The sequence below is a fragment of the Flavobacterium psychrophilum genome, from assembly GCA_001708385.1.
In the GTDB taxonomy this organism is placed as follows: domain Bacteria; phylum Bacteroidota; class Bacteroidia; order Flavobacteriales; family Flavobacteriaceae; genus Flavobacterium; species Flavobacterium psychrophilum_A.
The window spans coordinates 1,182,079-1,208,766 of record CP012388.1; the positions used below are offsets into that span (position 1 = coordinate 1,182,079).

Below are 26,688 nucleotides of genomic sequence, written 5' to 3' on the forward strand. Positions count from 1 at the left end.
GTTTAAATAAAAACGGAGCCAATTGGCTCCGTTTTTATTTAGCAGATCCTACAAGGCTTCTATGTACAAAGGCACTGAGTCCTAAAGCTGTTTTTACATGTAGCCACTCTTTACTTTCGCCCAATAGTTGTACAACATCGTTAGCTTTAAGCTCGCCCAGTTTAGCCGCTTTAGCATCGGGCATAAGCCTGAGATTGGCAGTTGCCGACTTTATTTTTAATACATCGCCTTTTTGGCTCTTTGTAAATTCTTTTATCGTTACGATATCATTTTTAAAAACAAATGGCAAAGGATTCACGGCTCCGTAATTTCTGTATATTCCAAAATGCAGGTGTGCCGGTGTAAACCTGGCATTACCGGTATTGCCAACAAAACCAAGCGTATCGCCTACAGAAACCTTCGCCCCTAATGTTGTTTTAATACTATCTAAGTGAGCATAGTATAGCGAGCTCCCAAAATCTGAGTCCCGCAGCCAAACCTGTTTACCACCTATACCTTTTTCTCCTGTATAATTAACAATTCCGCTGGTTACAGCTACTACAGGCGTACCTTTTTTAGCGAAGATGTCTATACCTTCATGGCTACGTTTACCACCATCGCGTTCCATTCCCCAAAAGCTGCCAATAGCAGTATTTCCTTTTCCGGCCACAGGAAAAACACCATACAAAGGCTTTTTATTAAGGCTGATAAAAAAATTGGTATCGGCTGCCATTTCGGGCTGAATAATAACTTTATAAACGCCTGTGGTCTTTGCACTATAAACCAAACCTGAAGCGGTTAGTGATGCGCTTTCTACCTTTTGATATTCTTTATCACGCTTTTGAAATATGTCGATAAATACACGCTGATGCACAGAGTCTTTAACAATTCCCGCAATTAACACTTCACCTTCCTGTATTTGTACATTGTAGCTATACACGTGGTCTTCCACAGCATTAAAGGCGCCTCTTTCACCGTAAGGAAGCGGTACAGAAAGGCTATCACCAATTGCCGACTCGTACGCTGCATTCCAATCATTGTATACCGCCTGGTTATCTTTAAACTCCCTGGCGTACACCTGGCGCGCCGAAGGATTGGTTATAACATCGGTCACTTTTGTTATGCCTGAGCAGCCTACTGCAAAAATTAGCAACAGTAGTACTGATATTGAATATGATATGTTTTTATTTTTCACACTACTGTATATGCATATTGCGTGCCATGTTTTGTTAAAAAAAATTACGATATTTAGGTTTTAAAAATGTAAGCCATGAAGTATTTGTTTTTAGCCCTTGTTTCTATTTCCCTTATCAGCTGTAACGAGACCGAAAAAAAGGATCAGCCTTTTGATAGCTTTGTGTATACTTTTTCAGCTCAGGCACTGGATTATTCTATAAAATTCAACAATAGCGACACCGTATATTTTACCAAACGCCGACCGGAACCGGCTGCTAACAGCTATGCCATAATTGATGGTGCTCAAAAAGACAGCCTGATTGCACTTGTAGAAAAACTTGATTTTTCTAAATACCAGAGCGTTTATGAGGATAACGCCATAATGGACGCCAGTGCATTTAAACTTTACAAGCATAAAGGTGGTAAAGAAAATGCTGTATACGTTTACGGAACCAAAGCTCCCGAAGAACTTTACCGCTATGCTGCCCAGTTGAATGAATATTCAAAACGTCTTAACTTTAAGCCGTACAATGGCAAGAACCCCGATTTTGGCAACGTAGGTAAAAACTAAACCGCTGTTTAAATTTTACAACTCTTAAAGATTATCAAGCTGATTTGTTTTCTTATCGTCGCTTATGGTCCAAAAGAAGCCCACAAAGAAAAATCGGCTGGCCGGTTGTGTTATTGCCTGCCTCGCAAACTGGCCATTGGCATCTGCGTTATTGGCATATGTATAACCAAATACATTATTGCTGCCTGTAATGTTACTAACCGAGAAATACAATATTTTCTGCGGGCTCATCAACCATGCCCAACTTACACTAAGGCTATTATAGGCTTTGGTTTTACCATTCATAAATAACGTTTCGTTCGGGTTGTCGTAAGGCCTGCCGCTATTAAAAGTGTGTGTTACTCCTACCTGAGAGCGCAGGTCGTTGATCCAGTATTTGGTTACAATAGAAAAGTTATGCTTGGCAATATAGCTTGGCGTTACACTGTACTCGTAATTTTTATAATCCCTTTTGCTGTCTATGTACGAATACGACACCCAGTACTCCATATTTTTAATGGATTTATTATCTCTCCAAAACAAGTCGATACCCTTTGCAAATCCATTCCCTGAATTAGAATAATTAGAATCGTAAGCGGCTATTACACCATCATACTTTACAAGATTGTTATAATCTTTATAATAGGCTTCTGCCCTAAGCATCCTGCCATCTGTATTATATAAGTAATTGAAAATATAGTGCGATGTTTTCTCCGGCTCGAAGTTTTTATAATATTTAAGGTAGTCCTGTTTTGGGGTTTGATTAAAGTCGCCATACGCAACCGAAAATTGACTTTTAGCACTCACTTTATACGCCAGGGCAGCACGGGGCTCAACGGTTGCATTACCCAGTACACTGGTATTAGAAGCCCTCACACCTGCCTTAAAAGCTAATTGCCTTGAAAGGAAAACATCTGTCTCGGCGTATGCCGCAGCTATGGCATTATTATAGCCGCTATTGTAGGCAAATCCGGTTGGTTCTAAGTAGTCTTCGGTGAAATCGGTTATAAAGTAATCACCGCCAAAGGTAAGCTTAACCCTGTCGCTAAACTTTTTCTGAAGTTTAAGCTTTAGATGGGAACTATGCTCGCCGTTAGTAACGTTATTCTGATTCAACCCGATTTCGTTATGGCTGTAACCATAGACCAAGCCTGTATGAATTGTCCATTGCGTGCCAAACATACCTTTGTAGGACGTATTAAAGTAAAAATTATCATTTTGCATGTCGACCCTAACAGGCTGCGGCTCATTTATATCTTTCTGATCCAGGTTAAAAGTTGCGTGGTCAAAAGCGGCATACACTTTTAGCATCCCGCTATTAAATTTATAGCGATACACAGTTTCCCCTGCAAGCGACTGATAGGGTTTGTTCCAGCTTACAGCTTGTGGCACCACCCATTGATAGGGTTCAAGGTTAATATAGGACAGGTTAAAACTAAGCGAACTCTTATCCCACTTTTGGGTATGGCCAAGGCCAAGCCCTACTGTCATTAAAGAAATATCTGTTTGTTCCTGCACGGGCTCTTCAATAGTATTGAGCAATAAAACACTGGAAAGCGCCTCTCCATATTCTGCAGAATAGCCACCCGTAGAAAATGTCATACCACTAAACAAGAAGGGTGAAAAACGGCCACGGGTTGGCAGGTTGTTAGCCGTAGCCCCATAGGGCTGCGCCACACGCAGGCCATCTACAAACGTCTGTGTTTCGTCAGACTCACCGCCACGAACAAACAGCCTGCCACTCTCCCCTACTGTTTGCGTACCGGGAAGCGTGTTAAGTGCGGCTACAATATCACCTGCAGATCCGGCAGTAGTAACAATATCTAACGGCTTTAGTGCTGTTACCTTACTATTATCGCCTGCCTGAAATGTGCCGGCAGATATAACTACAGCATCGAGCGTATTTACGCTCTCTCTCATAGTAAATGATTGTGGTGTGTAACTTTCAACAACAATAGACTGCCTTACCTCTTCAAAAAACATAAGGGAGATCACTAAAACCTGAGCGCCTGTCTCAGACGTTTCAAAACTGAATTTTCCGTTTTCATCGGTAGAAGTACCATCGTACGTGCCATCAAGATATACATTTACCGATACGAGAGGCTTACCTTTGGCATCTGTAAGTGTTCCTTCAATTTTTGATTGTCCCTGCACCGCAAGCGAAGCAAAAAGGACTAATAGCGTAAATATAGATTTCATAACTGGCTGTTTTGGTTGGGTCAAAATTGCAGCAGTTATTTATTGTTTCATAAAAAAGGATTCTGAACTGTAGAATTTTAAGGATGAATCGTGTAAACTAATTTTTGAAATAATTGTGCGTAAATACTGAAAATCATCTATTTTCGCACCAACCAAAACAAACACCAACCTCACAATGAAAAAAGCTATCGCACTTCTGCTTTTGCTATGCCCTGTAATTACTTTTGCACAAATAACCTTTGAACCGGGCTATTTTATGCAGAAAGGTTCTAAAACCGAATGCCTTATTAAAAACCTGGCATGGAAAAACAACCCTGTATCTTTTGAATATAAACTTACAGAAGGTGAAGACATCAAAATAAAAACCATTAACGAGGTTACAGAATTTAATGTTGGCAGTGCCTACAAATACAAACGCTTTACAACAAATTTAGACCGTTCTGCTATTGTATTAGATCAGTTAAGTACACTTAAAGACCCACAATGGAGTAAAGAAACCCTGTTTTTAAAAGTACTTGTAGAAGGTAAAATAACCCTTTACCAGTATGAAGACAGTAACTTTGTAAAATATTTTTACAGCACAGGCGATCACACAGTGGCAGAGCAGCTTGTTTATAAAGAATATATGAAAGATGGCCGTATTGCAGAAAATAATATGTTTCGCCAACAGCTTTATAACATAATGAAAGATGATGGTAACAGCGTGAATAAATTTGAGCGTTTAAGATATAAAAAAGACGTCCTGGTTAAACTTTTTAATGATTACAATGGTACTGACGGGCAAACTGTAGTCAATCTTTCGGCAAGGCAGAATCAGGGGAGCGTAAATCTTAAATTTACTCCCGGAGCAACTTTTTCATCATTAAGTGTTGGGAATAGTTTATTACCTAGCTATAGCTATGAGTTTGAAAATGCGAGCAGCTTTAGAATAGGTGCAGAACTTGAATATATAATGCCCTTTAACAACAACAAATGGGGATTGTTTCTAGACCCAAACTATCAATCGTATAGCAAAAGTGGCAATAGCGGTAACCGGAAAATGGAAGCGAAATATAATTTCGTCGAAATTCCCGTGGGACTTAGGCATTATATGTTTCTAAATCAAAACGCAAAGCTATTTGTTGATGGTGCTTATGTTATTTCTATACCGGTAAGCGATTCATACATAGTGCATGGCGGAAATGTTCTGGATATTGAGAGAAACTCAGCACTGGCTTTGGGTGCGGGTTTTAGCTATAAAAAATATAGTGTTGAATTAAGGCATACTTTTAAACACGGACTGATAGATTTTATATACTGGGAAGGAAGTTTTAGTACAACAAGTGTAATACTAGGCTACAAGTTCCTTTAGGCGTATTTATCACGATTTTGTTACACTATTCGCAATTTGATGCGTACTTTTGCAGTAAACAATACATTTACTGCAATGTTTCATCCTGCCTTAAAAGATAAATATGCCTTTGCCAAATATTCAAAACTAATTGTTGTTTCGCTGGTTATAGGCTTTTTGGCGGCACTTCTTGCCGTTTCATTAAAACACATTACCGAAAAATACGAAAGCATGCTGTTTCACCAGACCCAGCAACATCAGCTTTACCTGATCATATTTCCGTTTTTCGGATTATCGCTAATTTATATACTAAGGCAGTATCTCTTTAAAAAGAAGGAAAACAAAGGCATAAAAGAAGTTTTTGAAAGCACTGCTACAGGCAAAAACCTGCCATCGTATAAAATTCCGTCGCACTTCATAAACGGGCTGCTTACTGTCAGTTTTGGCGGAAGCACGGGTATCGAAGTTTCTACGGTAGTATCTACAGCCGCTATAGGTTCGCTGGCACAGGAAAAAGAAAAGATATTCAGAAAATATAAAACAGAGCTTATCTGTGCGGGTATTACAGCGGGTATCACAGCCTTGTTTTGCAGCCCGCTTGCCGGATTATTATTTGCTTATGAGGTTGTTGCCAAAAAAGCCAATAAAGTATTTTTGGTAACCAATATACTGGCAGCTGCCATGGCTTTTGGTTTTATCTTCGTTATTAAAGAAGAACCATTATTTTCACTAAACATTACCCAATGGAATCTTTTTGCCCTGCCCTACTTTATACTTCTGGGGGCTATATGCGGGTTAAATTCCATTTACCTTACCAAATGCGTAATGTTCTTTAAAGCGCAGTTTACCAAAATTTCCGGGCATTATTATAAAATACTAATTGCCGCAGCCATAATAAGCACTATGCTGTTTATATTTCCGCAATTGTACGGCGACGGGTACCACGCTATGAAAGAAAGCCTGCTTACGGCTAATACCCTCAAACTAACACTTCCGCACGTATTGGTATTTACAGGGCTGTTATTATTTAAGCCTGTTATTACCTCTATAACTTTATCTGCCGGGGGCGATGGTGGTGTATTTGCTCCAAGCCTGTTTATAGGTGCTTTTGTAGGCCTGTTTCTTGCCGCTTTTCTTAACACCTATTTTGATGCAGGAATTATCCCGATAAACTTTATGGTAATAGGCATGGCTGCTATGCTTAGTGCCAGTATACATGCACCATTTACGGCATTGTTTCTGGTATGTGCTCTGGTAAATGACTATACATTGTTCCTGCCTATACTACTGGGAACATTAGTAGCAAAATATTCAGCGAAAGCTATATATCCTTATACTGTTTACTCATTAGCACCTGCAAAAAAATAATGCCGATAAAAAAGATACACCGCAGCTACCGCAAAGCCCGCTATGTAATGTACAAAGAAACACTTGTAGATTACAAAGAACACTTTTGGGCATTTATAGGATCGTTCATTGGTATGGGTACTATAGCATGGCTGCAATACAAAGCATTTCCCGAACAGGACTTTGTGTTTCTTATAGGTTCGTTTGGAGCCTCATGTGTATTGGTGTATGGCGTGATACAAAGTCCACTGGCACAACCAAGGAATCTTATTGGCGGACATGTGATATCGGCCATTATTGGAGTAACCATGCAAAAGCTGCTGCCCGATATGATATGGCTTTCGGCACCGCTGGCTGTTTCGTTATCTATAGTCATGATGCAGGTTACCAAAACGCTGCATCCGCCCGGAGGTGCAACCGCACTTATTGCCGTTACCGGGAGTCCGCAAATTAAAGCTTTAGGTTATGAGTATGTATTGAATCCTGTACTCAGCGGCGTAACTATATTGCTTATTGCAGCACTGATATTTAACAACATAACCAAAAACAGGCAGTATCCTTCGACACCTGCCGTGCATAAATTCAGGCGTTTTAAGCATCATTTTAAAAAGTCAATAAAAGGATAAAATACTACTTTCTTATAATGATAGGCTGTATCTTTATGATACAAACCAAAACCTGTTGTTATGCATATACCTCCTAACTACCTTCCCGTTATGCCTCACCTGATACTGGATAAGGCACCTGAGTTTTTAGAATATTCTAAAAAAGTGTTTGGTGCACAGGAACAAATGATTGTTCCCGGCGATGAGCAAGGTTCTATAAAACATGGCGAAATAAAAATACACAACGGCGTTATTATGTTTGCTCAAAGCACGGCAGACTGGAAACAAAAACCATCCGGGATGTTTATTTTTGTTGAAAATGTAGACCGTGTTTACAATGCAGGAATTGAACAGGGCGGCACATCGTTACAAAAACCTGCCAAACAGGACTACGGTTATTCCGCAGGGTTTGAAGATCCTTTTGGTAACCACTGGTGGATAACCGAGGCCGAATATTTATAAGAATGCTACACATAAATAAGATACACCATGTGGCTATAATCTGTTCTGATTATAATGCTGCTAGACATTTTTACACTCATATTATGGGCTTTAAAGTTCTTGCCGAAAATTACAGGGAAGAACGACAATCGTACAAACTGGATCTGGCAGTAAACGATAGCTATGCTATTGAATTGTTTTCGTTTCCAAACCCTCCGCAACGTGTATCGCGGCCTGAAGCAGCCGGACTTAGGCATCTGGCTTTTGAAGTAGATAGTATTGAAACTTCCATACAATGGCTGGAAAGTAACGCTGTAGCCTGCGAGCCTGTCCGTACCGACGAATTTACGGGTAAACGCTTCACCTTTTTTGCCGATCCTGACGGGCTTCCCCTGGAGTTTTATGAAAGATAGGCGAGCGTTTTTATAGTACTGGAATCTTTGATTTTTAGTTCCGGAAAGCTCTGTGTGCTTGTTGTAAAATTTAGCGTTGCGAATCTTCACGTCTACTTTGCGAATCTTTGCGGCATAACTTTAAAGCACTATCATACTGCTATTTAAAACAAGCACTTATACTGGCTAGGACGCTACTAAACAAAATTTCTAAAATTCCAAAATCCAAAATAGGAATTTATAGATTACCTTTGAACTTTATAAAATATTTGAATCATGGTTTACAAATTCAGAGTTATACTTGATACTGAAGAGGATATTTTCAGGGACATCGCTATAATGGATTCCGATACACTGGAAGACCTTCACAATGCCATAGTTAATGCTTTTGGTTTTGACGGCACGGAAATCGCATCTTTTTACCGTAGTGATGATGAATGGTCGCAGGGAGAGGAAATACCTTTGTTTGATACTGGAGACGTACCGGGAGAGCAAAGAACAATGGCAGAATTTATTCTTGCCGATAACCTTGACAGGGTAGACAACAAAATTATATATGTTTACGACTTTTTAAACATGTGGACCTTCTTTGTAGAGCTTGCAGCTATCGAAGAGCCGGAAAGTGGTGCAACGTACCCGGACCTGCTTTTCTCTCATGGCGAAATGCCGGCTAATGCTCCTGAGCATGCCTTCGGTGCAGACGGTGTTGAAGACGACCTTTACGGTGAGTTTGATGACGACTACGATGAGGAAGACCTGGACATGTTTGACGACGACCAGAGCTTTGGCGAAATGGACGACCATAATTGGAATTAAAACAAAGTTACAAAGTACCTGAATTTTAAGTGGCAAAGTTTTAGAGCTGCGCCTTATCCTGATTAAAAAATAACTTTTACATTCATAGTTCTAAACTGTGCAATTGTGCAACTTTGTGACTATGTACCTTAAAAACGATGATCAACTTATTTAATACGCACATAGAGAGCCTTTCTGTTCACAGGGTAGGCAACAAGAGCCGAAGCGAGGCTATTTTTTTATCTGAAAAGCCTTATAGCCCATCAGATGAGATTGTACCCCTATTAAAGGAATATTTCTTTAAACCTTTCAGGGATAAAGAAGAAAACTATTTTCAGTTTGCCCACGATGTGCATTTAGATTACCACGACATGTATAACTTTGCTACCGAGATCTTTACAAATCCGGAGACAGTACATGAGGTTTCTAAAAAAATTACAAAGCACCTTTTCGAGCAGTCTAACCACCCGCACATTAAAAACGGTGAGGTGTATGTAGCTTATCTTACCCACCTTAGTATCGACAACAACCCTGTAGATGCTATTGGTATCTTTAAGAGTGAGATTAAAACCGATTTCCTTCAGTTTGAAGAAAAAGAAGCGAATATTGAAGTAATGCTTCAACAGGGTATTAACCTGAACAAGCTTGATAAAGGCTGTATTATCTTTAATTACAAAAAAGAAGACGGCTATAAGATACTTACTATAGACAGCAACCGTTATGATGCGCGTTACTGGCTGGAGCATTTTCTTTCTGTAGATGCTTTTCAGGATGAAAATTTCATGACTAAAAAATACATGAAGTTTGTTCAGGATTTTGCTAAAGACGTGGTGTTGCCTGCCGAAGATAAGAAACAAGAGGTAATGTTCATGAACAGGGCTATTAACCACTTTGCTAAGAATGACGAGTTTGAAGAAACTAAATTCTTAAATGAAGTTATCGATAATCCTGACCTTATTCCCGAATTCAAAAACTATAAAGTAGAAAAGGCACCAAAATACAGTATTGAAGATGTTACGTCTTTCCCTATCGCCAATGCGGCGGTTACCGATGCAAGGAAAAAGATAAAGAACGTGATTAACCTTGATACCAACATACAAATTAAAATGGACTTCATTAACCCGGAAAGTGCCGAGAAATTTGTAGAAAAAGGATGGGACGAGGAAAAACAGATGTACTACTACCTTGTATACTTTAACAAGGAAGAGAAAAGCTAGACTGCAAATAGATATTAAGAGGCCTTACGGCCTCTTTTTTGTTGTTAAAACAATGGTAAAACTTATGTTCTGCCACCCTTTTATATTTTTGGTAACCTAATATTTGCTAATTTCATTCTATAATTACCTTTTACGCGCTATGGCTCTAAAATTAAGGCTGTTTTTACTGCTGGCATTATTTGCCATTGCCCCGCTATGCGCACAGGTTACCCAAAAAAAAGACACCGTTCAGGAAAGAAGGGACCAGATGTATAAAAAGCTGGAAGACTACTCCAAGCGTAAAAAGTTTACCAAGTTTATACACAAACTAATATTCAGGCCGGTACAACCCAAAAAACCTGCTAAAGTAAGGGAAAAGATCAAGGAGAAAGCTCCTGAGATGACCAACAACTTTGCCACTTTTGAAGGCAAGATCGTTAGGAAAATAAATATAGAAACCCTCGATCCGTTTGGGTATTCGGTTAATGATACTACCAAAAAAGCACAGGTATGGGTACAGGATTTTGGTAACCGTATTCACCTTAAAACAAAACAGTTCACCATACGCAACCTGCTGCTTTTTAAGCGGGGAAAACCCTTGGATTCACTACTGGTTAAAGAATCGGAACGTTTAATCAGGAGCCAGCGCTATGTGCGCCGTGTAGCTATAAAGCCCGTACCTGTATCCAGCAGTAAAGACTCCGTAGATATAGACATTAGGGTACTGGACTCCTGGAGTCTTATACCCAATGGTTCGTTTTCTACCTCGCGTACCGCCTTTGAAATTACCGAAAGAAACTTTTTAGGGCTTGGACACGAATTTAGGAATGATTTTGACAAACGCTTAAATACGGGCGAAACTTCGTATTTAGCACGCTACAGGGTACCCAACATCATGAATACCTATATCAACGCTACAGTAAACTACGAGATTTGGCGTAGCGATAACTCACTTAAAAGTTTTGGATTGGACAGGGATTTCTTCTCTGCCTATACCAAATGGGCTGGTGGTGTTTATGTAGAATCGCGTGTAATGCGCGACTCGCTGCCGGACAGGACAGGCGATTGGGAGATGCTCAACTTCAGGTCGGATGCGCAGGATTACTGGGCGGGTTATTCATTTAAGATCTATAAAGGAGATACCGAAGAAGACCGTACCACAAACCTGGTAACCACAGGGCGTTTTTTCTCGCAACACTTTAAGGAGAGGCCATCTATAGCATACGATTCGGTTGGCTATTATGCCAACGAAAAACTTTATCTGGCAAGCATAGGTTTAACCTCACGAAAGTTCGTTCAGGATAAATTCCTTTTTAATTACGATATCGTGGAGGATATCCCTATAGGAAAAGTGTATTCCCTAACTTTTGGTATGCAGCATAAAAACGATGAGCACCGGGTGTACCTCGGCGGAAGGTATGCCTTTGGAAACTATTACAACTGGGGCTATCTTGGCGTAAATACCGAGGTGGGTACTTTTTACTACAAAGACCGCACAGACCAGACAACCCTGCGGATTGACGGGCTGTACTTTACCAATATTAAAGACTGGGGAAGGTGGCGTTTTCGTCACTTTATACAACCTGTACTGGTTTTTGGCGACAACAGGATGCCTATTATTAAAGACCTTCTTAACCTTAATAACGATAACGGTATTCAGGGTTTTGACTCGCGTACGCTTTTCGGAACTAAAAAATTACTGCTCACATTGCAAACGCAATCCTATTCCCCGTGGAATGTTTTTGGCTTTCGTCTTAACCCTTTTGCCAGCTTTACAATGGGTGTAATTGGCGATGAAGCAAATAAACTTTACGAAAGCAAAGTATATACCCGCTTTGGGCTGGGGCTTCTTATTTACAATGACTACCTGATATTTAACAGCTTTCAGCTATCGTTTGCTTATTACCCAAGCATACCCGACCGTGGCGATGGCATATTTAAAACAAATTCTTTCCAGAATACCGATATTGTACTGCCTGATTTCCAGGTAGGCAAGCCCGAAGTTGTGCCTTACAAATAATACTTGTTGTATTTTCTGTAATTTGTGGTAACAAAATAAGGCAATCCTCGTCTTACTTATAGAACCATAAAACAATTCAATTATTTTGGAAACTATACTAACCATTACTAACCTGCACAAAAGGTTTGGTAAAGTACATGCCGTAAACAATGTGTCTTTCGAGATACAAAAAGGTAATGTATACGGAATCCTTGGACCTAACGGCAGTGGAAAATCGACCACGCTGGGCATCATATTAAATGTTGTAAACAAAACGTCAGGCAGTTACAGCTGGTTTAGCGGCAAACTCGAAACGCACGAAGCATTAAAAAAAGTAGGCGCTATTATAGAGCGACCTAACTTTTACCCTTACATGACGGCATATGACAACCTAAAGCTTGTATGTAATATTAAAGGCGCTGCCCTGTCTAAAATTGACGAAAAACTGGAACTTGTAGGGTTACTGGATAGAAAAGACAGCAAATTCCGCACTTTTTCTTTGGGTATGAAACAACGCCTTGCTATTGCCTCTGCCTTGCTTAACGATCCTGAAATACTTATTCTTGATGAGCCTACAAACGGACTCGACCCTCAGGGTATCAGACAGATAAGGGATATCATCAGGAAAATTGCTTCTTTTGGCACTACTATTTTACTTGCCTCTCACCTTTTGGATGAAGTAGAAAAAGTATGCAGCCATGTGCTTGTACTTAGAAAAGGACAGATCTTATATACCGGAAGTGTAAACGGAATGATATCTAACGAAGGATTCTTTGAACTTCAGGCCGATGATGCCAATACATTGAAAAACCTTATGGCCAGCCATCCTGCAACAGATAAAATAGAAGAAACTGAAGGCAAACTATTGGTTTACCTTAAAGAGCCCCTGGAACCCGCCGAGCTTAACCGCTACCTGTCTACCAATGGCTTGTACCTTAACCATCTTGTAAAAAGAAAACACAGCCTTGAAGAGCAATTTATCCAGTTAACTTCTAATCAACCGTCAAACTAACACGCCATGAAACGTCTTTTAAATATAGAACTCCAAAAATTATGGAAAAACAGGGCAAGTAAAGTACTTATACTTACCTATTTTATCCTGCTTTCTTTTATAGCATTGCTTTCGTCGGTTAACTTTAGTTTCCTGGGAATAGACTTTCGCCTTGCCGATATGGGTATTTTTAACTTCCCATACATTTGGCATCTTAATACTTATATAGCTGCACTGCTCAAATTTTTCCTGGCTGTGGTAATTGTGTCTATGATGGCAAACGAATATACCTATGGCACATTAAAACAAAACCTTATTGACGGTTTAAGCAAAAAGGAATTTATAGCATCAAAATTCATAACTGTGACCCTGTTCGCTGCGGTATCAACAGTGTTTATATTTATCCTTTCGCTTATATTGGGATACTGTTTCTCATCGTATACAGAAATTTCTATTGTTACCACAGACCTTATTTATATTCTGGCCTATTTCGTTAAGCTGACAGCATTCTTTGCCTTCTGTTTATACATTGGTATACTTATCAAAAGATCGGCTTTTGCCATAGGTTTTATCTTTGTTTGGTGGATTGTAGAAGGTATTATAAAAGGACTTTTACGCTGGAAGATATTACGCGATGGCGAACTATCAGATACTGTTATGGGCTTTTTCCCGCTGGAAGCTATGAGTAACCTTATAAAAGAACCATTTACAAGGTTACAGGCATATAAAGCAATTGAAAATCAGGTATCCGGAAAAGAGAGTTTTAAATTCTATGGGGTTCATTGGTACGAATTGGTAATTGTAGTTTGCTGGATTGCCATTTTTGTATACTTATCCTACCGCACTTTAAAGAAAAGAGACTTGTAATATTTTTAGTTCAACTACAACGTAAAAGGGAAGATTTTTAACAAAAAGTCTTCCCTTTTCTTGTTAAAGTTAATATTGTGTTAATGTAAATTAATACATTTACGAAAAAAGACTAATTGTTACACTGCTATGAAACAATCGTTATTACTTATTCTGCTGTTTATTTTAAGCATAACATCCTCTTTTGCCCAAAGTGATTGCAGCAACGCCATTACCGTATGCGGAAACACCGGCTACTCCGGCCTTACAGCTACCGGAGCCGGAGATGAGGACGAACTTACATTTATTAACAATGATTGCATGGGAACCGAAAACAATAGTATCTGGCTAAGGCTACCCATAAATACCGGTGGCACACTGGGCTTTATACTTACACCTACCAATCCTGATATCCAGGTAGATTTTGATTTCTTTATTTTTGGACCGAATGCAACCTGCAATAATTTAGGTAAGGCGATACGCTGCTCAACCTCAAACCCTTTTGAAACCAATGCGCTTAATAACCATACGGGTATGTCTGAAGACGAAATAGACGCATCTGAAGGCCCGGGAGAATTTGGAAATAATTTTGTACAGTGGCTAACGGTACAACCTGGAGAAGTCTACTTTTTAGTAATAGACCGCCCTATTGGTGCAAGCGATTTTGACTTGCAATGGACGGGAACAGCAACCTTTTTTGAAGCTCCCCAATTCAATAATCCTCAGGCTGTGGCGCTCGATATATTACAATGCGATAGCGATGCTGTTGACGACCAGAAAACAGAATTTGACCTTACCATAAACAGTCCGATGCTTATTAACAGTCAGCCGGACGTAGAGCTAACCTACCACGAAAATATAAATGATGCCATTTTGGGCATTAACGAAATTTCAAATCCGGGTGCATATACCAATACCAGTAATCCGCAAACTGTGTTTATGAGGATGCTTCGCAGTGCGACTGAGTGCTTTGAAACACAGGAATTTAATATAGAGGTGACAAATCCTGTAGTAGCAGGGCAGCCTAATGACCTGGAGCTTTGTGATATTAATGAAAACGGGAAAAGAAGATTTAACCTTACGGCAAATGATGCCCTTATAAAAGGCAGCAACACTACAGCAGCAGTTACTTATTATACTGTAGAGGCTGATGCGCAGGCTGAGAATAATCCGCTACCTTCAACATATGAATCTGCAACAGGAACAATATGGGCAAGGCTGGAAAATACCATTGGCTGCCACGGATTTGATATTGTTTCATTTAAAGTTATAGTAACACCGCTTCCTGAAATTAACTATACACTCGATGTTGTAGACTTTACCAACAACCGCAATTCCATAAATATCAACATGCCCGATCCTGAAGATTATGAATTTTCAATAAACGGCAGCATTTTTAGTGATACCCACTTCTTTGGAAATCTTGAACCGGGACCGTATACAGTTACTATTAGTGCAAAAACCGGATGTAAAGCCGTAAGCGAAGATGTGCTAATTTTAAATTACCCAAGATTTTTCACACCGAATGGCGATAATGAGAATGAGATATGGAGAATTCCGTACTTAACACTTCAGCCTCAGGCCACTGTAACCATTTTTGATAGATACGGAAAACTAATCAAAGGTTTTAAAGGTAATAGTGGATGGGATGGTACGCTTGATAGTGAGAAACTTCCTTCAACAGACTATTGGTTTGTATTACAATTAGATAGCGGTAGAACAATTAAAGGGCATTTTGCGATGATACGGTAATTTTTTTCTAAATTTATTAAAAAATTAATATTGCTATGCTGTGAGAGTTACGTATGTTCTCATATTACTGTTATTATTTTCCTTTGCCGGTAATGCTCAAAATGATTGTCCCGATGCAATAATTGTATGTGGGGATGCTAATTATTTTGACCTTGAAGCGGAAGGAGAAGGCGAATTCCCCGAGATTACGCCCGAAAACGCATGCAGTAGTGGCGAGAACAATTCTATCTGGCTAAAAATACAGATCAATCAGGGTGGTACTTTAGGCTTTATACTTACGCCCGAAGAAGATGCTATGGAGATTGACTTTGATTTCTGGCTCTTCGGCCCCATTGAAGAATGCGGTGTTATAGGCACGGCAATACGCTGTAGTACTACCAATCCGTTACAGGCGGGACTCGATTATATTACTACCGGAATGAATGAAACAGAAACAGATACCTCTGAAGGCCCCGGCCCCAATGGTAATGCTTTTGTGCAATGGATCACCGTAGAGGATAACGAGTTTTATTATCTTGTAGTAGACAGGCCGCATGGTTTTGGAAACTTCTCTATGGAATGGACGGGTTCGGCTACTTTTCATACCGTTCCTATATTTTTAAATCCGGATAATATTCCGCTGGATATTGCACAATGTGACAAAGATGGTATTGACGACCAATCTACCCCATTTGACCTTACTATATATGAGGATATGTTTATAGGCACACAAAATCCTATGGCTGTAACATATCACGACGATTTAAATGGTGCTATAACAGGGCAGGATCCGATACTTGCGCCTGAAGCGTATGCCAATACATCGCCACAGCAGACGATTTATTTACGGATGACCAATACCGTTACCGGATGTTATTCTACCCATACATTCAACATAGAGGTGACTCCCGATATAACTGCAGGATTACCGGATGACCTTTTTGAGTGCGATGTAAATAAAAACGGAATTACACAATTTAACCTGGCATTGAATGATGCTAATGTAATAAGTACAAACCCTGCTACAACCATTGTAACCTATTATACATCTGCCGAAGATGCCCTATCCGGCGATAACCCAATTGGCCCGGTTTATACCAATACTACACCTTACAGCCAGACTATCTATTCAAGGCTGGAAGATGAAGACGGTTGCTTTAGCTACGATTTTAATTCTTTTACAATAAGCACGCTTGCTCTTCCTGTTTTTAATAATCCGGACGATATTTCGCTTGACATAACGCAGTACGACACCGACGGAGTAAACGATGGCAGTTCACTATTTGACCTGACTGTAAACGAAGCTATGCTTATCGACGGAATACTAAACACATCCGTTACCTATCATAGTGCCCAGGATGACGCTAACACCGGAAATAATGCAATTGCAGTTCCTACCGCGTATCCTGGTATAGCCGATCCGCAAACTATTTACATGCGTATGTACAGTACCGAAACAGAGTGTTTTGATACACTGAATTTCCAGATCAGGCTATTACGTGTACCTGTGCCTCCCCCTCCTCCTATTGAACTCTGTGATATAGATGAAAATGGCTTTAGGGAATTTGATCTTACAGTCAACGATGATCATATAAAATATGCACCAACTGACGAGGTTACTTATTATCTTTCTGAGGCTGATGCCTTAGCTGATACAAATGCGATAGGTCCGCTATACCAAAATGCAGTAGCTTATCAGGATGAAATTATATGGGCAAGGCTTGAAAAAAATTCCGGTAATCCTGTGGGGTACGGCGTTACATCATTTACAATACATATAGCACCGCTGCCGCAGATAAACAACCCTGATGATATCTCATTTGATCAGTCAAAATGCGATCAGGATGGCATTGATGATATTTCTACAGCATTTGACCTTACGCTTTATGAGGCGATTATGATTGGAAACCAGCATAATGTTTCGGTTACCTATTATGAAAACCTGACAGATGCAGGGGGAGGTACTAATACAATTCAAACTCCTTGGGAATATCCTAATATTTCCAATCCCCAAACTATTTACATAAGGCTTTTCGATGCCGTAACAGGCTGTTACCAAACAGGAAGCTTTCAGCTAAACATAGTGCCAACAACCCATATCGGGGAGCTGCCTCCGTTAATAGCCTGTGATGACAACAACGATACCTACGGACAATTTAACCTTGATGCCGTTCTACAGAATATAGAAAACACATTTAGCAGCGATAATGCTGTTGCTACCATTTATGAAACATACAGCGATGCCTATCTTGGTGTAAACGTTATACCGGATACTAATCTGTACGACAATATCGATCCGGTAACACAAACGCTCTATATTCGTGTGGTTTCAAATTTTGGATGCTTTGTTGTCGTTCCACTACAGCTTATTGTTGTTCCGAGGCCGGAGCCTGTTACACCTGCACAGCCTTATGCATTATGCGATAATGGCGAAAGTGACACCGATGGGCAGGCACTATTCGACCTTACTGTTTTTGATGACGAAATACTTGGCAGTATGGATCCTGCATTATTTACGGTAACGTACGAAACAAATGGGACAGTAATAAACACCCCGGGTAGTTACCTCTCGCCTACCGTACAAATAATTGCACGGGTAACCAATAATGCTACAGGCTGTACATACACTGTGCCTGTTAGCCTTGTTGTCAATCCTTTACCTGTACTTTTTAATGATGAATATATTTATTCTGTTTGCGATACCAAAGAGCCTACGGATGATCGCATTGAGTTTTTTGACCTTACCTCTACAATACCTGAGTTTATTACGCCCGATAACCTTAACGGAGTCCTTGTAACTTTTCATCGTGATCTGGAAGATGCACAGGCAGGCACCAATGCCATTGACGATCCTGAGAATTATCAAAACAACCTGGTACCTGCTGTTGAAAGCCTGTTTGTACGTTTTACTATTACAAACACAGGGTGTTATAGATTGGGCTATCTGGATATAAGAGTTGAACCACTACCCGTGCTCCTTGAGCCTACTGTAGAAGACCTTACTGTATGTGATAGCAATGGACAAGGTATTAGCGAATTTAATTTGGCAACGCTTATTCCGCAAATGCAGAATGGCAATCCCGATTTGGAAATTACATTTCACCTGACCGCCGCTAATGCGCAAAGCGGGCAGGATGCTATACCCAACCCGGAAAACTATACTAACGATCAACCTTTCATTCAGCCTATATGGGTACGTGTTGAAAATCCGGATACCGGTTGTTTTAGTGCTTATGCATTTACCTTAACAGTATCCCCTGCACCGCAGGCCCCTGACCTTGAAGATATCACCCTTTGTGATGACACCGACAACAATGGGCAGGACGGGGCGCTAAGGACAGACCTTACAGTATATGAAACACAGATAAAAGAAGCAGTAGCCCCTGTGGAAGTAACCATCACCCATTACCTTTCCAAGGCTGATGCTGATGCGGGTATCAACGGTATTGCCAGCCCTGCAAGGCACATTGCCAGGGATGGGCAGGTGATCTGGGTAAGGGTAGAGAATGCCGCAGGCTGCTATAGCCTGAGTAGCTTTACCATCCATATCAACAAGCCACACCAGTTGGTAACCCCAACACCCCTTGCCGTGTGTAACGAGGCATTGCCAAATGACGGTATTGCGGAGTTTGACCTTACACAAAAAGAGGATGAGATACTGGGCCCTGATGGGGTAGGCCTGGACTACGTTGTAGACTACTTTACCACCGACCCAAAAGCAGACAGCACCGCTGTGGCAATCGCTGACCCTAAGGCCTATGTAAATACAGACAGCAATGGAGCAGCCCAAAACCCAAGGACGATCTGGGTAAGGGTAACCACCACCCAGGGGTGTGTTAGCTATACCACCTTAACCATAAGGGTGCTTCCGCTACCTGTACCCAACTTTAACCCAGCCCCACTTGAGGTATGCGACCAGGATGCTACAGTAGTAGGCAGTGAGCCCTTTGACCTTACCCTTGCACAGGATGATATCCGTAACAACGGCACTAATTATGTGTTCAGCTATTATATTACAGAAGAGGATGCGCAGGCAGGCACCAATGCGATACCTGACCCAACCAGCCACAACAGTGCCAGTGGCAATGTATGGGTAAGGGTTGAGGCCAATACTAATAACCCATCTGATTTGAGGTGCTTCCAGATAGTGGAGCTTGAACTAATAGTGAACCCACTGCCACCGATAGCCGACCTTGCCGACTATGGTATCTGTAACGACACCCCTGCATCCCCTACAGCCTTTAACCTGAAGGAGTATGTAGAGACAGCCCTTGGCGGTAATACAGGTACCATTTACACTATAGGCTACTTTAGCAATGCAGCCCTTACCACACGTGCCACGCCAATAACAGGGTATGTAGTAACAGGCAGTGCAACGGTATACATAGAAGTAGTAAACAACGATACAGGGTGCAGGATCGTAAAAGAGCTTGAGCTTATCGTAGAGCAGCAGGCAGTAGCCAACCCTGTGGCAGACCCTGCGGCGGTATGTGATACCGACGACCAGAATGACGGCAGGGCCTCAGGATGGGATTTAACCCTACTTGCACCTGAAGTACTTGGCGCTCAGGACCCGGCTGTGTTCCTTGTAAGCTATTACGATATTGACCCGTCTACAGTACCTGCACCGCAACCGATACAAGACCCTGAAAACTATACCAACCAGACTCCGGAGAGCCAGGTGATCTGGATCGTAGTAACCAACAGCGATACGGTACAGGACACTCCATGCAGTGCCACCACTACGGTAACTCTCAGGGTAGAAAGGCTTCCTGAACCCACCCTTACAGGTGGTACCATCTGTGTGGATATACTAACCGAAGCTGTTCAGCGCAGCTACACCCTTGATAGCGGCCTTGATAGCAGCTATAGCTTTATCTGGGAGAAAGACGGTGTAGTTATCAACGGCCAGAATGGCCCAACCCTGGAAGTTGTTGAAGAAGGGGAATACACGGTAACGGCAATCAGCCCGAATGGCTGCGTGTCAAAACCAATAGCCCCTGTAACCGTGCTTAAGAGTGGGACAGCTGTAGCCAGCCCATCAAACCAAAGGGGGTACTATGTAACAAATTACTTTAGCGACAACCAGACCATAACTATAAACATATCAGGTTACGGCATTTACGAATATAAACTTGATGATGGCGCCTGGCAGGAATCCCCTGTATTCATCAATGTGCTGCCGGGCTACCATACTGTAACGGTTCGGGACACTAATGAAAACGCATGTGATGAACTTGTGCTGGGAGGAGTAAGCATAGTCGACTACCCTAACTACTTTACACCTAACGGAGACGGCATCCATGACACCTGGAATATCATAGGACTGGAGCAGCCCGATGCAAAAATTTATATTTTCGACAGGTATGGCAAATTCCTGAAACAGATAAGCGCGGTAGGTGAAGGATGGGACGGTACTTTTAACGGCGAGAATCTTCCTTCTTCAGATTACTGGTTTACTGTTGAATATCGGGAGTTTGATGGCACTACAGAAGCTATGCGTGAATTTAAAGCACACTTCTCGCTTAAGCGATAAAAAAAACTTATTTTTGAAAGGCTGATTCCCCACTACTATGAAAAAGGGCTTATGCTTCATACTGTTATTCTTTTCCCTATATGCATTCGCCCAGAAAGAAGCCAATAACTGGATTTTTGGGGTGTACGCAGGTATGCACTTTGAGGACGACGGAAGCGTAACTTTATTACAGGGAAGCAAACTCGCCACCAACGAAGGATCAAGCTCTATATCTGACACTTACGGAAACCTGCTTTTTTATACCGACGGTCAGAATGTATGGGACAGAAACCACATCATAATGCCGAATGCTGATTATGAAAACGGAAAAGGACTGTTGGGCGATCCGTCGAGTGCGCAGTCTGCCATCATAGTTCCAAATAGAAATAATCCCAATCAATACTATATTTTCACAATAGACGAACCGCATCATAATAACGCAGCTGTCTATCCTAACCAGTTTACGGGCACGTATCCCGAGGGTGGCACCGTACCGGGTGAAGACAATGGCTACAATGACGGGCTAAACTACTCTATCGTAGATATTTCAGTGACAGGAGATAATGGCAGTATTGGCGACGTCATTACCAAAAATTTGCATCTTATAACCTATAACCCAAATAATGCCACAGAAGCGAGTTACAAATGTTCTGAAAAACTTACCGCTGTAAAGAACAACGATGGAAGCGGCTACTGGGTTATCACCCAATTTATAGATAAATTCTACGCCTTTGAAATAACTCCCGAAGGTGTAAATGAGACCCCGGTAATTTCAACTGCCCCGCCATTTGTTACCTTGCAGGGTTACCGTAATAATGCAATAGGCTGCTTAAAAGTATCGCCTAACGGCAAAAAAATAGTTATAGCCCATCAGCAAATGGGAAATGTAACAGGCGAGGAGAATAATCACGGATCGGTATGGTTATATGATTTTAACAGTACTACCGGGGTAGTTTCTAACTCGCTACCCATTAGCCAGGACACATCACCCTATGGTGTAGAATTTTCACGTAAAAGCAGAAAACTTTACGTGTCTTACGGCAATGGCATTAATCAGTTTGGCGGTGTACATCAATATGACCTTTTAAGCGGCAATATCCCGGCGTCAGACCTATTTATCGCGCCGACATCACGATCCGGTACGCTTCAGTTGGCACCTAACGGAAAAATATACAGGGCTGCTACAAGTTCTTCAAAACTGGATATTATTAATTTCCCAGAAGAAAGTGGTTTTGCATGCGGTTTTGCAAGCGGCGGCATTACACTTACTCCCGGAAAATCATCTTTCGGGCTTCCGAATTTTATATCCTCCTATTTTTTTGCAGAAATCATTTCACGCAACAAATGCTTCGGAGATATAACCGAATTTCAGCTGGATTCGGATGATACTTTTACCAGCATAACATGGAATTTCGGCGATGGCTCTCCTACCACTCCACCTTCCACAAATACAGAAATTACACATCAATACCCATCACCCGGAAAATACACCGTTAGAGCCACTATAACTGCCCAGGGCGACACCTATTTTGCTGCTGCAGATATTATAATTGCAGAAGTACCTGTTGCCAACATACCGAACAGGCTTACCGGGTGTGATGAAAACAACGACGGTATAACCGAGTTTAATCTTTCTGAAAACACTCCTGTGATACTTGGTTCTCAAAGCAATGTTACTAACAGGGTTACCTATTTTGCATCGGAGAGCGATGCGCTAGCCAATACCAACGTGTTGGCTTTAGCCGGGTATGAAAACAGTTCCAATCCTCAGACAATTTATGCGCGTGTGCAAAACAGCGCGAATTCGGAATGCTATAACCTTACCAGTTTCACCATACAGGCACTAACGAGTCCGGTTGTAAAAGAAGCTTTTGAAAATAAAATAGTGTGCATAGACAGCGAAGACGGACTCTGGCTAAATGCAATGGAGAATAATGCGGCTGATTTCACCTATAAATGGTCGCCGGGCAACGAGGAGACTGTGAATATACAGGTTTTCGATGCGGGGCTTTATACCGTTACAATAACAAATGCTTTGGGATGCGAAACACAAAAGCAATTTGTTGTTACCGCCTCTGGAAAAGCTATTATTGAGGATATTATAATAAACGATCTTCGCGAAAATAACGTCGTGACTATTGTAGCGTCTGCACCACAGGGCGTAGACACAAAATACACCTATAGTATAGATAGACCCAACGGCCCGTTTACCGAAAGCAATGTGTTTGAATATGTTTCAACCGGATTACATACGGTGTATGTGCATGATACTAATGGCTGCGGAATTACTTCTGAAGAAATTACGGTATTATCTTTTCCTAAGTTCTTTACTCCCAATGGTGACGACACGAATGAAACCTGGAATATTGCCGGTATAAATGCAAAATTCTATCCAAAAAGCAAAATCTATATTTTTAACCGCTACGGAAAATTGCTGGCCGATGTAGACCCAAAAGGGCTGGGATGGAATGGCATGTTTGAAAGCGCAAAGCTGCCTGCAGACGATTATTGGTTTGTTCTCGAACTGGATAATGGGCGAATAGCAAAAGGGCATTTTAGTTTGATACGGTAAAAGTTAAAGGCTCCTTATCGGAGCCTGTAGTATTAATTTACTTTGGTTAAAATGTATTCACCAAATGGTATGCTATATTCAGTAAATTCTGGTTCAGCATCATCATACGTTATGTAGCCGGATATCGTCCTGAATTTTAATTTTAGTCGCTTGATTGCACCATTATCTATTCTCTCAAAAATCATTTGTGGATCATATCCTGGAATTTCACGATTTGGTTGAGTAAAACCCACCAAGACTTTCCTGTCATTAGGTCCACAATTTAAGCAATACGGCGAATTCGGCCCTGCAATAATATTACCGACAATATTATATTGATTCGCTTCCAGATTTAAATTCAGTTGAGGCAAAGTATTAACTTTTATGTTGCCATTTTCAATATACATATACTCGCCCACAAGAATATCCTCATAAAAATCATATACTTCATCTATAAAATGTTGTTCAATCTTTTTTTGCAGTGTAATTGTTAATGAAGTTGAACCATTACTGTATTTCCATTCACCGATAAATCTATCTAGATCGTTGTACTTATCTTTATAATATGCGCCTTTAATTGCATATTCATCGTCATATAAAGACTTTACAGGTGATTGCGATCTGCATCCCCACAAGAAGAAAATCAATATCAAATACAGTTGCTTCATATTATCAATTATACAATAGTAGTAACTTTTTCACAAAGTTGTTCACGGAAAAACATAAGTAATTACCTATAATTATAATTTTTAAGCATGAAACCAGGTAAACACTGGAAAAAGTTATTTGTTAAATTTTTAAATAATTGAAGTTAACATTTCCTGACCCCGTTTTATTACGGATAAAATTTAACGCATTTACTGTAACCAAACAGAATCAGAGAACTTTACAAAACTACACTAAAATAAAAAAGCCCACGCAATGCGTGGGCTTAGTGTATATAAAGTTTATTACTTTCTGACAACCATCAACCGACAACTGTCAACTATTAATAGTAATTATGCTATTTTAAAACGTTTCCTGTCAGTTTCAGTCAGGTAGATTTTACGTACACGTAGGCTTTTAGGCGTTACTTCTACGTACTCATCTTTCTGAATGTACTCTAATGCTTCTTCAAGAGAGAAGATGATCGGAGGGATAATTCTCGCTTTTTCGTCATTTCCTGATGAACGTACGTTAGATTGTTTTTTCATCTTCGTTACGTTAACAACCATATCATCGCTACGGCTATTTTCACCAATAACCTGGCCTTCATAAATCTCGTCGTTAGCATTAACGAAGAATTTACCACGATCCTGTAATTTATCGATAGAGTAAGGAATAGCTTTTCCGTTCTCCATAGAGATTAATGAACCATTGTTACGTCCTGGAATCTCACCTTTGAAAGGTTCGTAACCAATGTAACGGTGTGACATGATCGCTTCTCCTGCAGTAGCTGTAAGCAACTGGTTTCTTAAACCGATAATTCCACGTGAAGGGATGTTAAATTTAACGATCATACGCTCTCCTTTTGCTTCCATTGAAAGTAATTCACCTTTACGGATAGTTACAAATTCAACAGCACGGCCGGAAAGTGTTTCAGGTAAGTCGATAGTTAACTCCTCGATTGGTTCACATTTTTTACCATCAATTTCTTTGATGATAACCTGTGGCTGACCAATTTGTAATTCGTAACCTTCTCTTCTCATTGTCTCGATAAGAACTGATAAGTGAAGTACACCACGACCGAAAACCATGAATTTATCAGCAGAATCAGTTTCACCTAACTTCATCGCTAAGTTTTTCTCTAACTCTTTTGTTAAACGTTCCCTGATGTGACGTGACGTTACAAATTTACCTTCTTTACCAAAGAAAGGTGAATCGTTAATCGTGAACAACATACTCATTGTTGGCTCATCGATAGCGATAGTTTGTAATGCTTCTGGGTTTTCAAAATCAGCGATAGTATCACCAATTTCAAAACCTTCTACACCAATAATCGCACAAATATCTCCGGCAACTACTTCAAGTACTTTTTTACGGCCAAGACCTTCAAAAGTATGTAGTTCCTTAATTCTTGATTTCATTACTGTACCGTCTCTTTTTACAAGAGATATCGGCATGTTTTCTTTTAAAACACCTCTCTCTAAACGACCGATAGCGATACGTCCTGTAAACGCCGAAAAGTCAAGTGAAGTGATAAGCATCTGAGGCGTACCTTCAGATACTTTTGGAGCAGGTACGTGTTCAAGTACCATGTCAAGAAGTGGCTCGATGTTTTCAGTCTGGTTTCTAAAGTCTGTAGACATCCAGTTGTTTTTAGCCGAACCGTATACAGTTGGGAAGTCTAGCTGCCACTCCTGTGCACCAAGTTCAAACATAAGGTCGAATACTTTTTCGTGTACTTCTTCCGGAGTACAGTTTTCTTTATCTACCTTATTAACAACAACACAAGGCTTAAGGCCAAGGTCGATAGCTTTTTGAAGCACGAAACGTGTTTGCGGCATTGGCCCTTCAAAGGCATCAACTAACAAAAGTACACCATCAGCCATGTTAAGCACACGCTCAACCTCACCACCGAAATCGGCGTGACCTGGGGTATCTATAATGTTGATTTTGGTTCCTTTGTACTGTACCGAAACGTTCTTAGATGTAATTGTAATACCTCTTTCACGCTCCAGGTCGTTGTTGTCCAGGATAAGGTCGCCGGTATTCTCGTTTTCACGGAACAATTGGCAGTGATACATGATTTTGTCAACCAGTGTTGTTTTACCGTGGTCAACGTGGGCAATGATTGCAATGTTTCTAATGGACTCCATTAATATATTTTTTTTGAAGGTGCAAAGGTACACATTATTTTGACAAAAAAAACATTAGTTATGAGCAAGTTAGCTTTTATTCGTTTCAGATTTTCAGCTTGTTACGTCCATTATTTGCAAAATTAAAGCCCAACCCCTTTATACACGCTGTATAATGCGCTTTTAGAGTGACCAATTTCTTAAAACCGGTTACAAAAATTTAATGTGCATTTTTAACAAAATTTAATTTTTGGATATCACTTTTATT

Annotated in this window: 17 protein-coding genes and 1 pseudogene; 14 read left to right on the forward strand and 4 right to left on the reverse strand. The window is 40.6% G+C overall.

Translation table 11 applies throughout. The features are described 5' to 3' along the window. Positions 1-34: 34 nt before the first annotated feature. Positions 35-1,174 (reverse strand): hypothetical protein, encoded by a 1,140-nt coding sequence (locus ALW18_05100; GenBank protein AOE51951.1) that lies wholly within the window; start codon positions 1,172-1,174, stop codon positions 35-37. A 75-nt stretch (positions 1,175-1,249) separates the two neighbouring features. Between ALW18_05100 and ALW18_05105 the strand changes: the two genes are divergently transcribed. Further along, positions 1,250-1,726, forward strand: coding sequence for a hypothetical protein (locus tag ALW18_05105; protein AOE51952.1), 477 nt, complete (start codon positions 1,250-1,252; stop codon positions 1,724-1,726). Between the two features lie 24 nt (positions 1,727-1,750). On the opposite strand, the gene ALW18_05110 is transcribed toward ALW18_05105, so the two are convergent. Next, positions 1,751-3,904, reverse strand: a complete 2,154-nt coding sequence (locus tag ALW18_05110) for a TonB-dependent receptor (protein ID AOE51953.1) — start codon at positions 3,902-3,904, stop codon at positions 1,751-1,753. 175 nt (positions 3,905-4,079) lie between these two features. Between ALW18_05110 and ALW18_05115 the strand changes: the two genes are divergently transcribed. From ALW18_05115 to ALW18_05175, 13 genes and pseudogenes are all read left to right on the forward strand, one after another. Then, positions 4,080-5,255 (forward strand): hypothetical protein, encoded by a 1,176-nt coding sequence (locus tag ALW18_05115; GenBank protein ID AOE51954.1) that lies wholly within the window; start codon positions 4,080-4,082, stop codon positions 5,253-5,255. Between the two features lie 75 nt (positions 5,256-5,330). Next, the gene (locus ALW18_05120; protein AOE54315.1) at positions 5,331-6,602 is read left to right on the forward strand and encodes a chloride channel protein; all 1,272 of its coding nucleotides are present in this window, start codon (positions 5,331-5,333) and stop codon (positions 6,600-6,602) included. Continuing rightward, on the forward strand, positions 6,602-7,207 hold the full coding sequence (locus ALW18_05125) for an HPP family protein (protein ID AOE51955.1): 606 nt from the start codon (positions 6,602-6,604) through the stop codon (positions 7,205-7,207). Before ALW18_05120 ends, ALW18_05125 begins: the two co-directional genes overlap by 1 nt. A gap of 60 nt (positions 7,208-7,267) precedes the next feature. Further along, positions 7,268-7,648 (forward strand): transposase, encoded by a 381-nt coding sequence (locus tag ALW18_05130; GenBank protein AOE51956.1) that lies wholly within the window; start codon positions 7,268-7,270, stop codon positions 7,646-7,648. 2 nt (positions 7,649-7,650) lie between these two features. Continuing rightward, positions 7,651-8,040 (forward strand): hypothetical protein, encoded by a 390-nt coding sequence (locus tag ALW18_05135; GenBank protein ID AOE51957.1) that lies wholly within the window; start codon positions 7,651-7,653, stop codon positions 8,038-8,040. A 255-nt stretch (positions 8,041-8,295) separates the two neighbouring features. Then, the gene (locus ALW18_05140) at positions 8,296-8,835 is read left to right on the forward strand and encodes a hypothetical protein (protein AOE51958.1); all 540 of its coding nucleotides are present in this window, start codon (positions 8,296-8,298) and stop codon (positions 8,833-8,835) included. A 137-nt stretch (positions 8,836-8,972) separates the two neighbouring features. Next, the gene (locus ALW18_05145; GenBank protein AOE51959.1) at positions 8,973-10,031 is read left to right on the forward strand and encodes a nucleoid-associated protein NdpA; all 1,059 of its coding nucleotides are present in this window, start codon (positions 8,973-8,975) and stop codon (positions 10,029-10,031) included. A gap of 103 nt (positions 10,032-10,134) precedes the next feature. Continuing rightward, complete coding sequence (locus tag ALW18_05150) at positions 10,135-12,030, forward strand: hypothetical protein (protein AOE51960.1); 1,896 nt, start codon at positions 10,135-10,137, stop codon at positions 12,028-12,030. An 85-nt stretch (positions 12,031-12,115) separates the two neighbouring features. Beyond that, positions 12,116-13,021 (forward strand): ABC transporter ATP-binding protein, encoded by a 906-nt coding sequence (locus tag ALW18_05155; protein AOE51961.1) that lies wholly within the window; start codon positions 12,116-12,118, stop codon positions 13,019-13,021. 6 nt (positions 13,022-13,027) lie between these two features. After that, on the forward strand, positions 13,028-13,867 hold the full coding sequence (locus tag ALW18_05160; protein ID AOE51962.1) for an excinuclease ABC subunit B: 840 nt from the start codon (positions 13,028-13,030) through the stop codon (positions 13,865-13,867). A gap of 129 nt (positions 13,868-13,996) precedes the next feature. Next, on the forward strand, positions 13,997-15,598 hold the full coding sequence (locus tag ALW18_05165; GenBank protein AOE51963.1) for a hypothetical protein: 1,602 nt from the start codon (positions 13,997-13,999) through the stop codon (positions 15,596-15,598). 40 nt (positions 15,599-15,638) lie between these two features. Continuing rightward, positions 15,639-16,733, forward strand: a pseudogene (locus tag ALW18_05170) (hypothetical protein). A 4,417-nt stretch (positions 16,734-21,150) separates the two neighbouring features. Further along, complete coding sequence (locus tag ALW18_05175) at positions 21,151-23,664, forward strand: hypothetical protein (GenBank protein AOE51964.1); 2,514 nt, start codon at positions 21,151-21,153, stop codon at positions 23,662-23,664. A 32-nt stretch (positions 23,665-23,696) separates the two neighbouring features. Here ALW18_05175 and ALW18_05180 read toward each other — a convergent pair whose 3' ends face one another. Together ALW18_05180 and ALW18_05185 are read right to left on the reverse strand one after the other, a co-directional pair. After that, positions 23,697-24,311, reverse strand: coding sequence for a hypothetical protein (locus tag ALW18_05180; GenBank protein AOE51965.1), 615 nt, complete (start codon positions 24,309-24,311; stop codon positions 23,697-23,699). A 330-nt stretch (positions 24,312-24,641) separates the two neighbouring features. Further along, on the reverse strand, positions 24,642-26,441 hold the full coding sequence (locus ALW18_05185) for a GTP-binding protein TypA (GenBank protein AOE51966.1): 1,800 nt from the start codon (positions 26,439-26,441) through the stop codon (positions 24,642-24,644). Positions 26,442-26,688 lie beyond the last annotated feature (247 nt).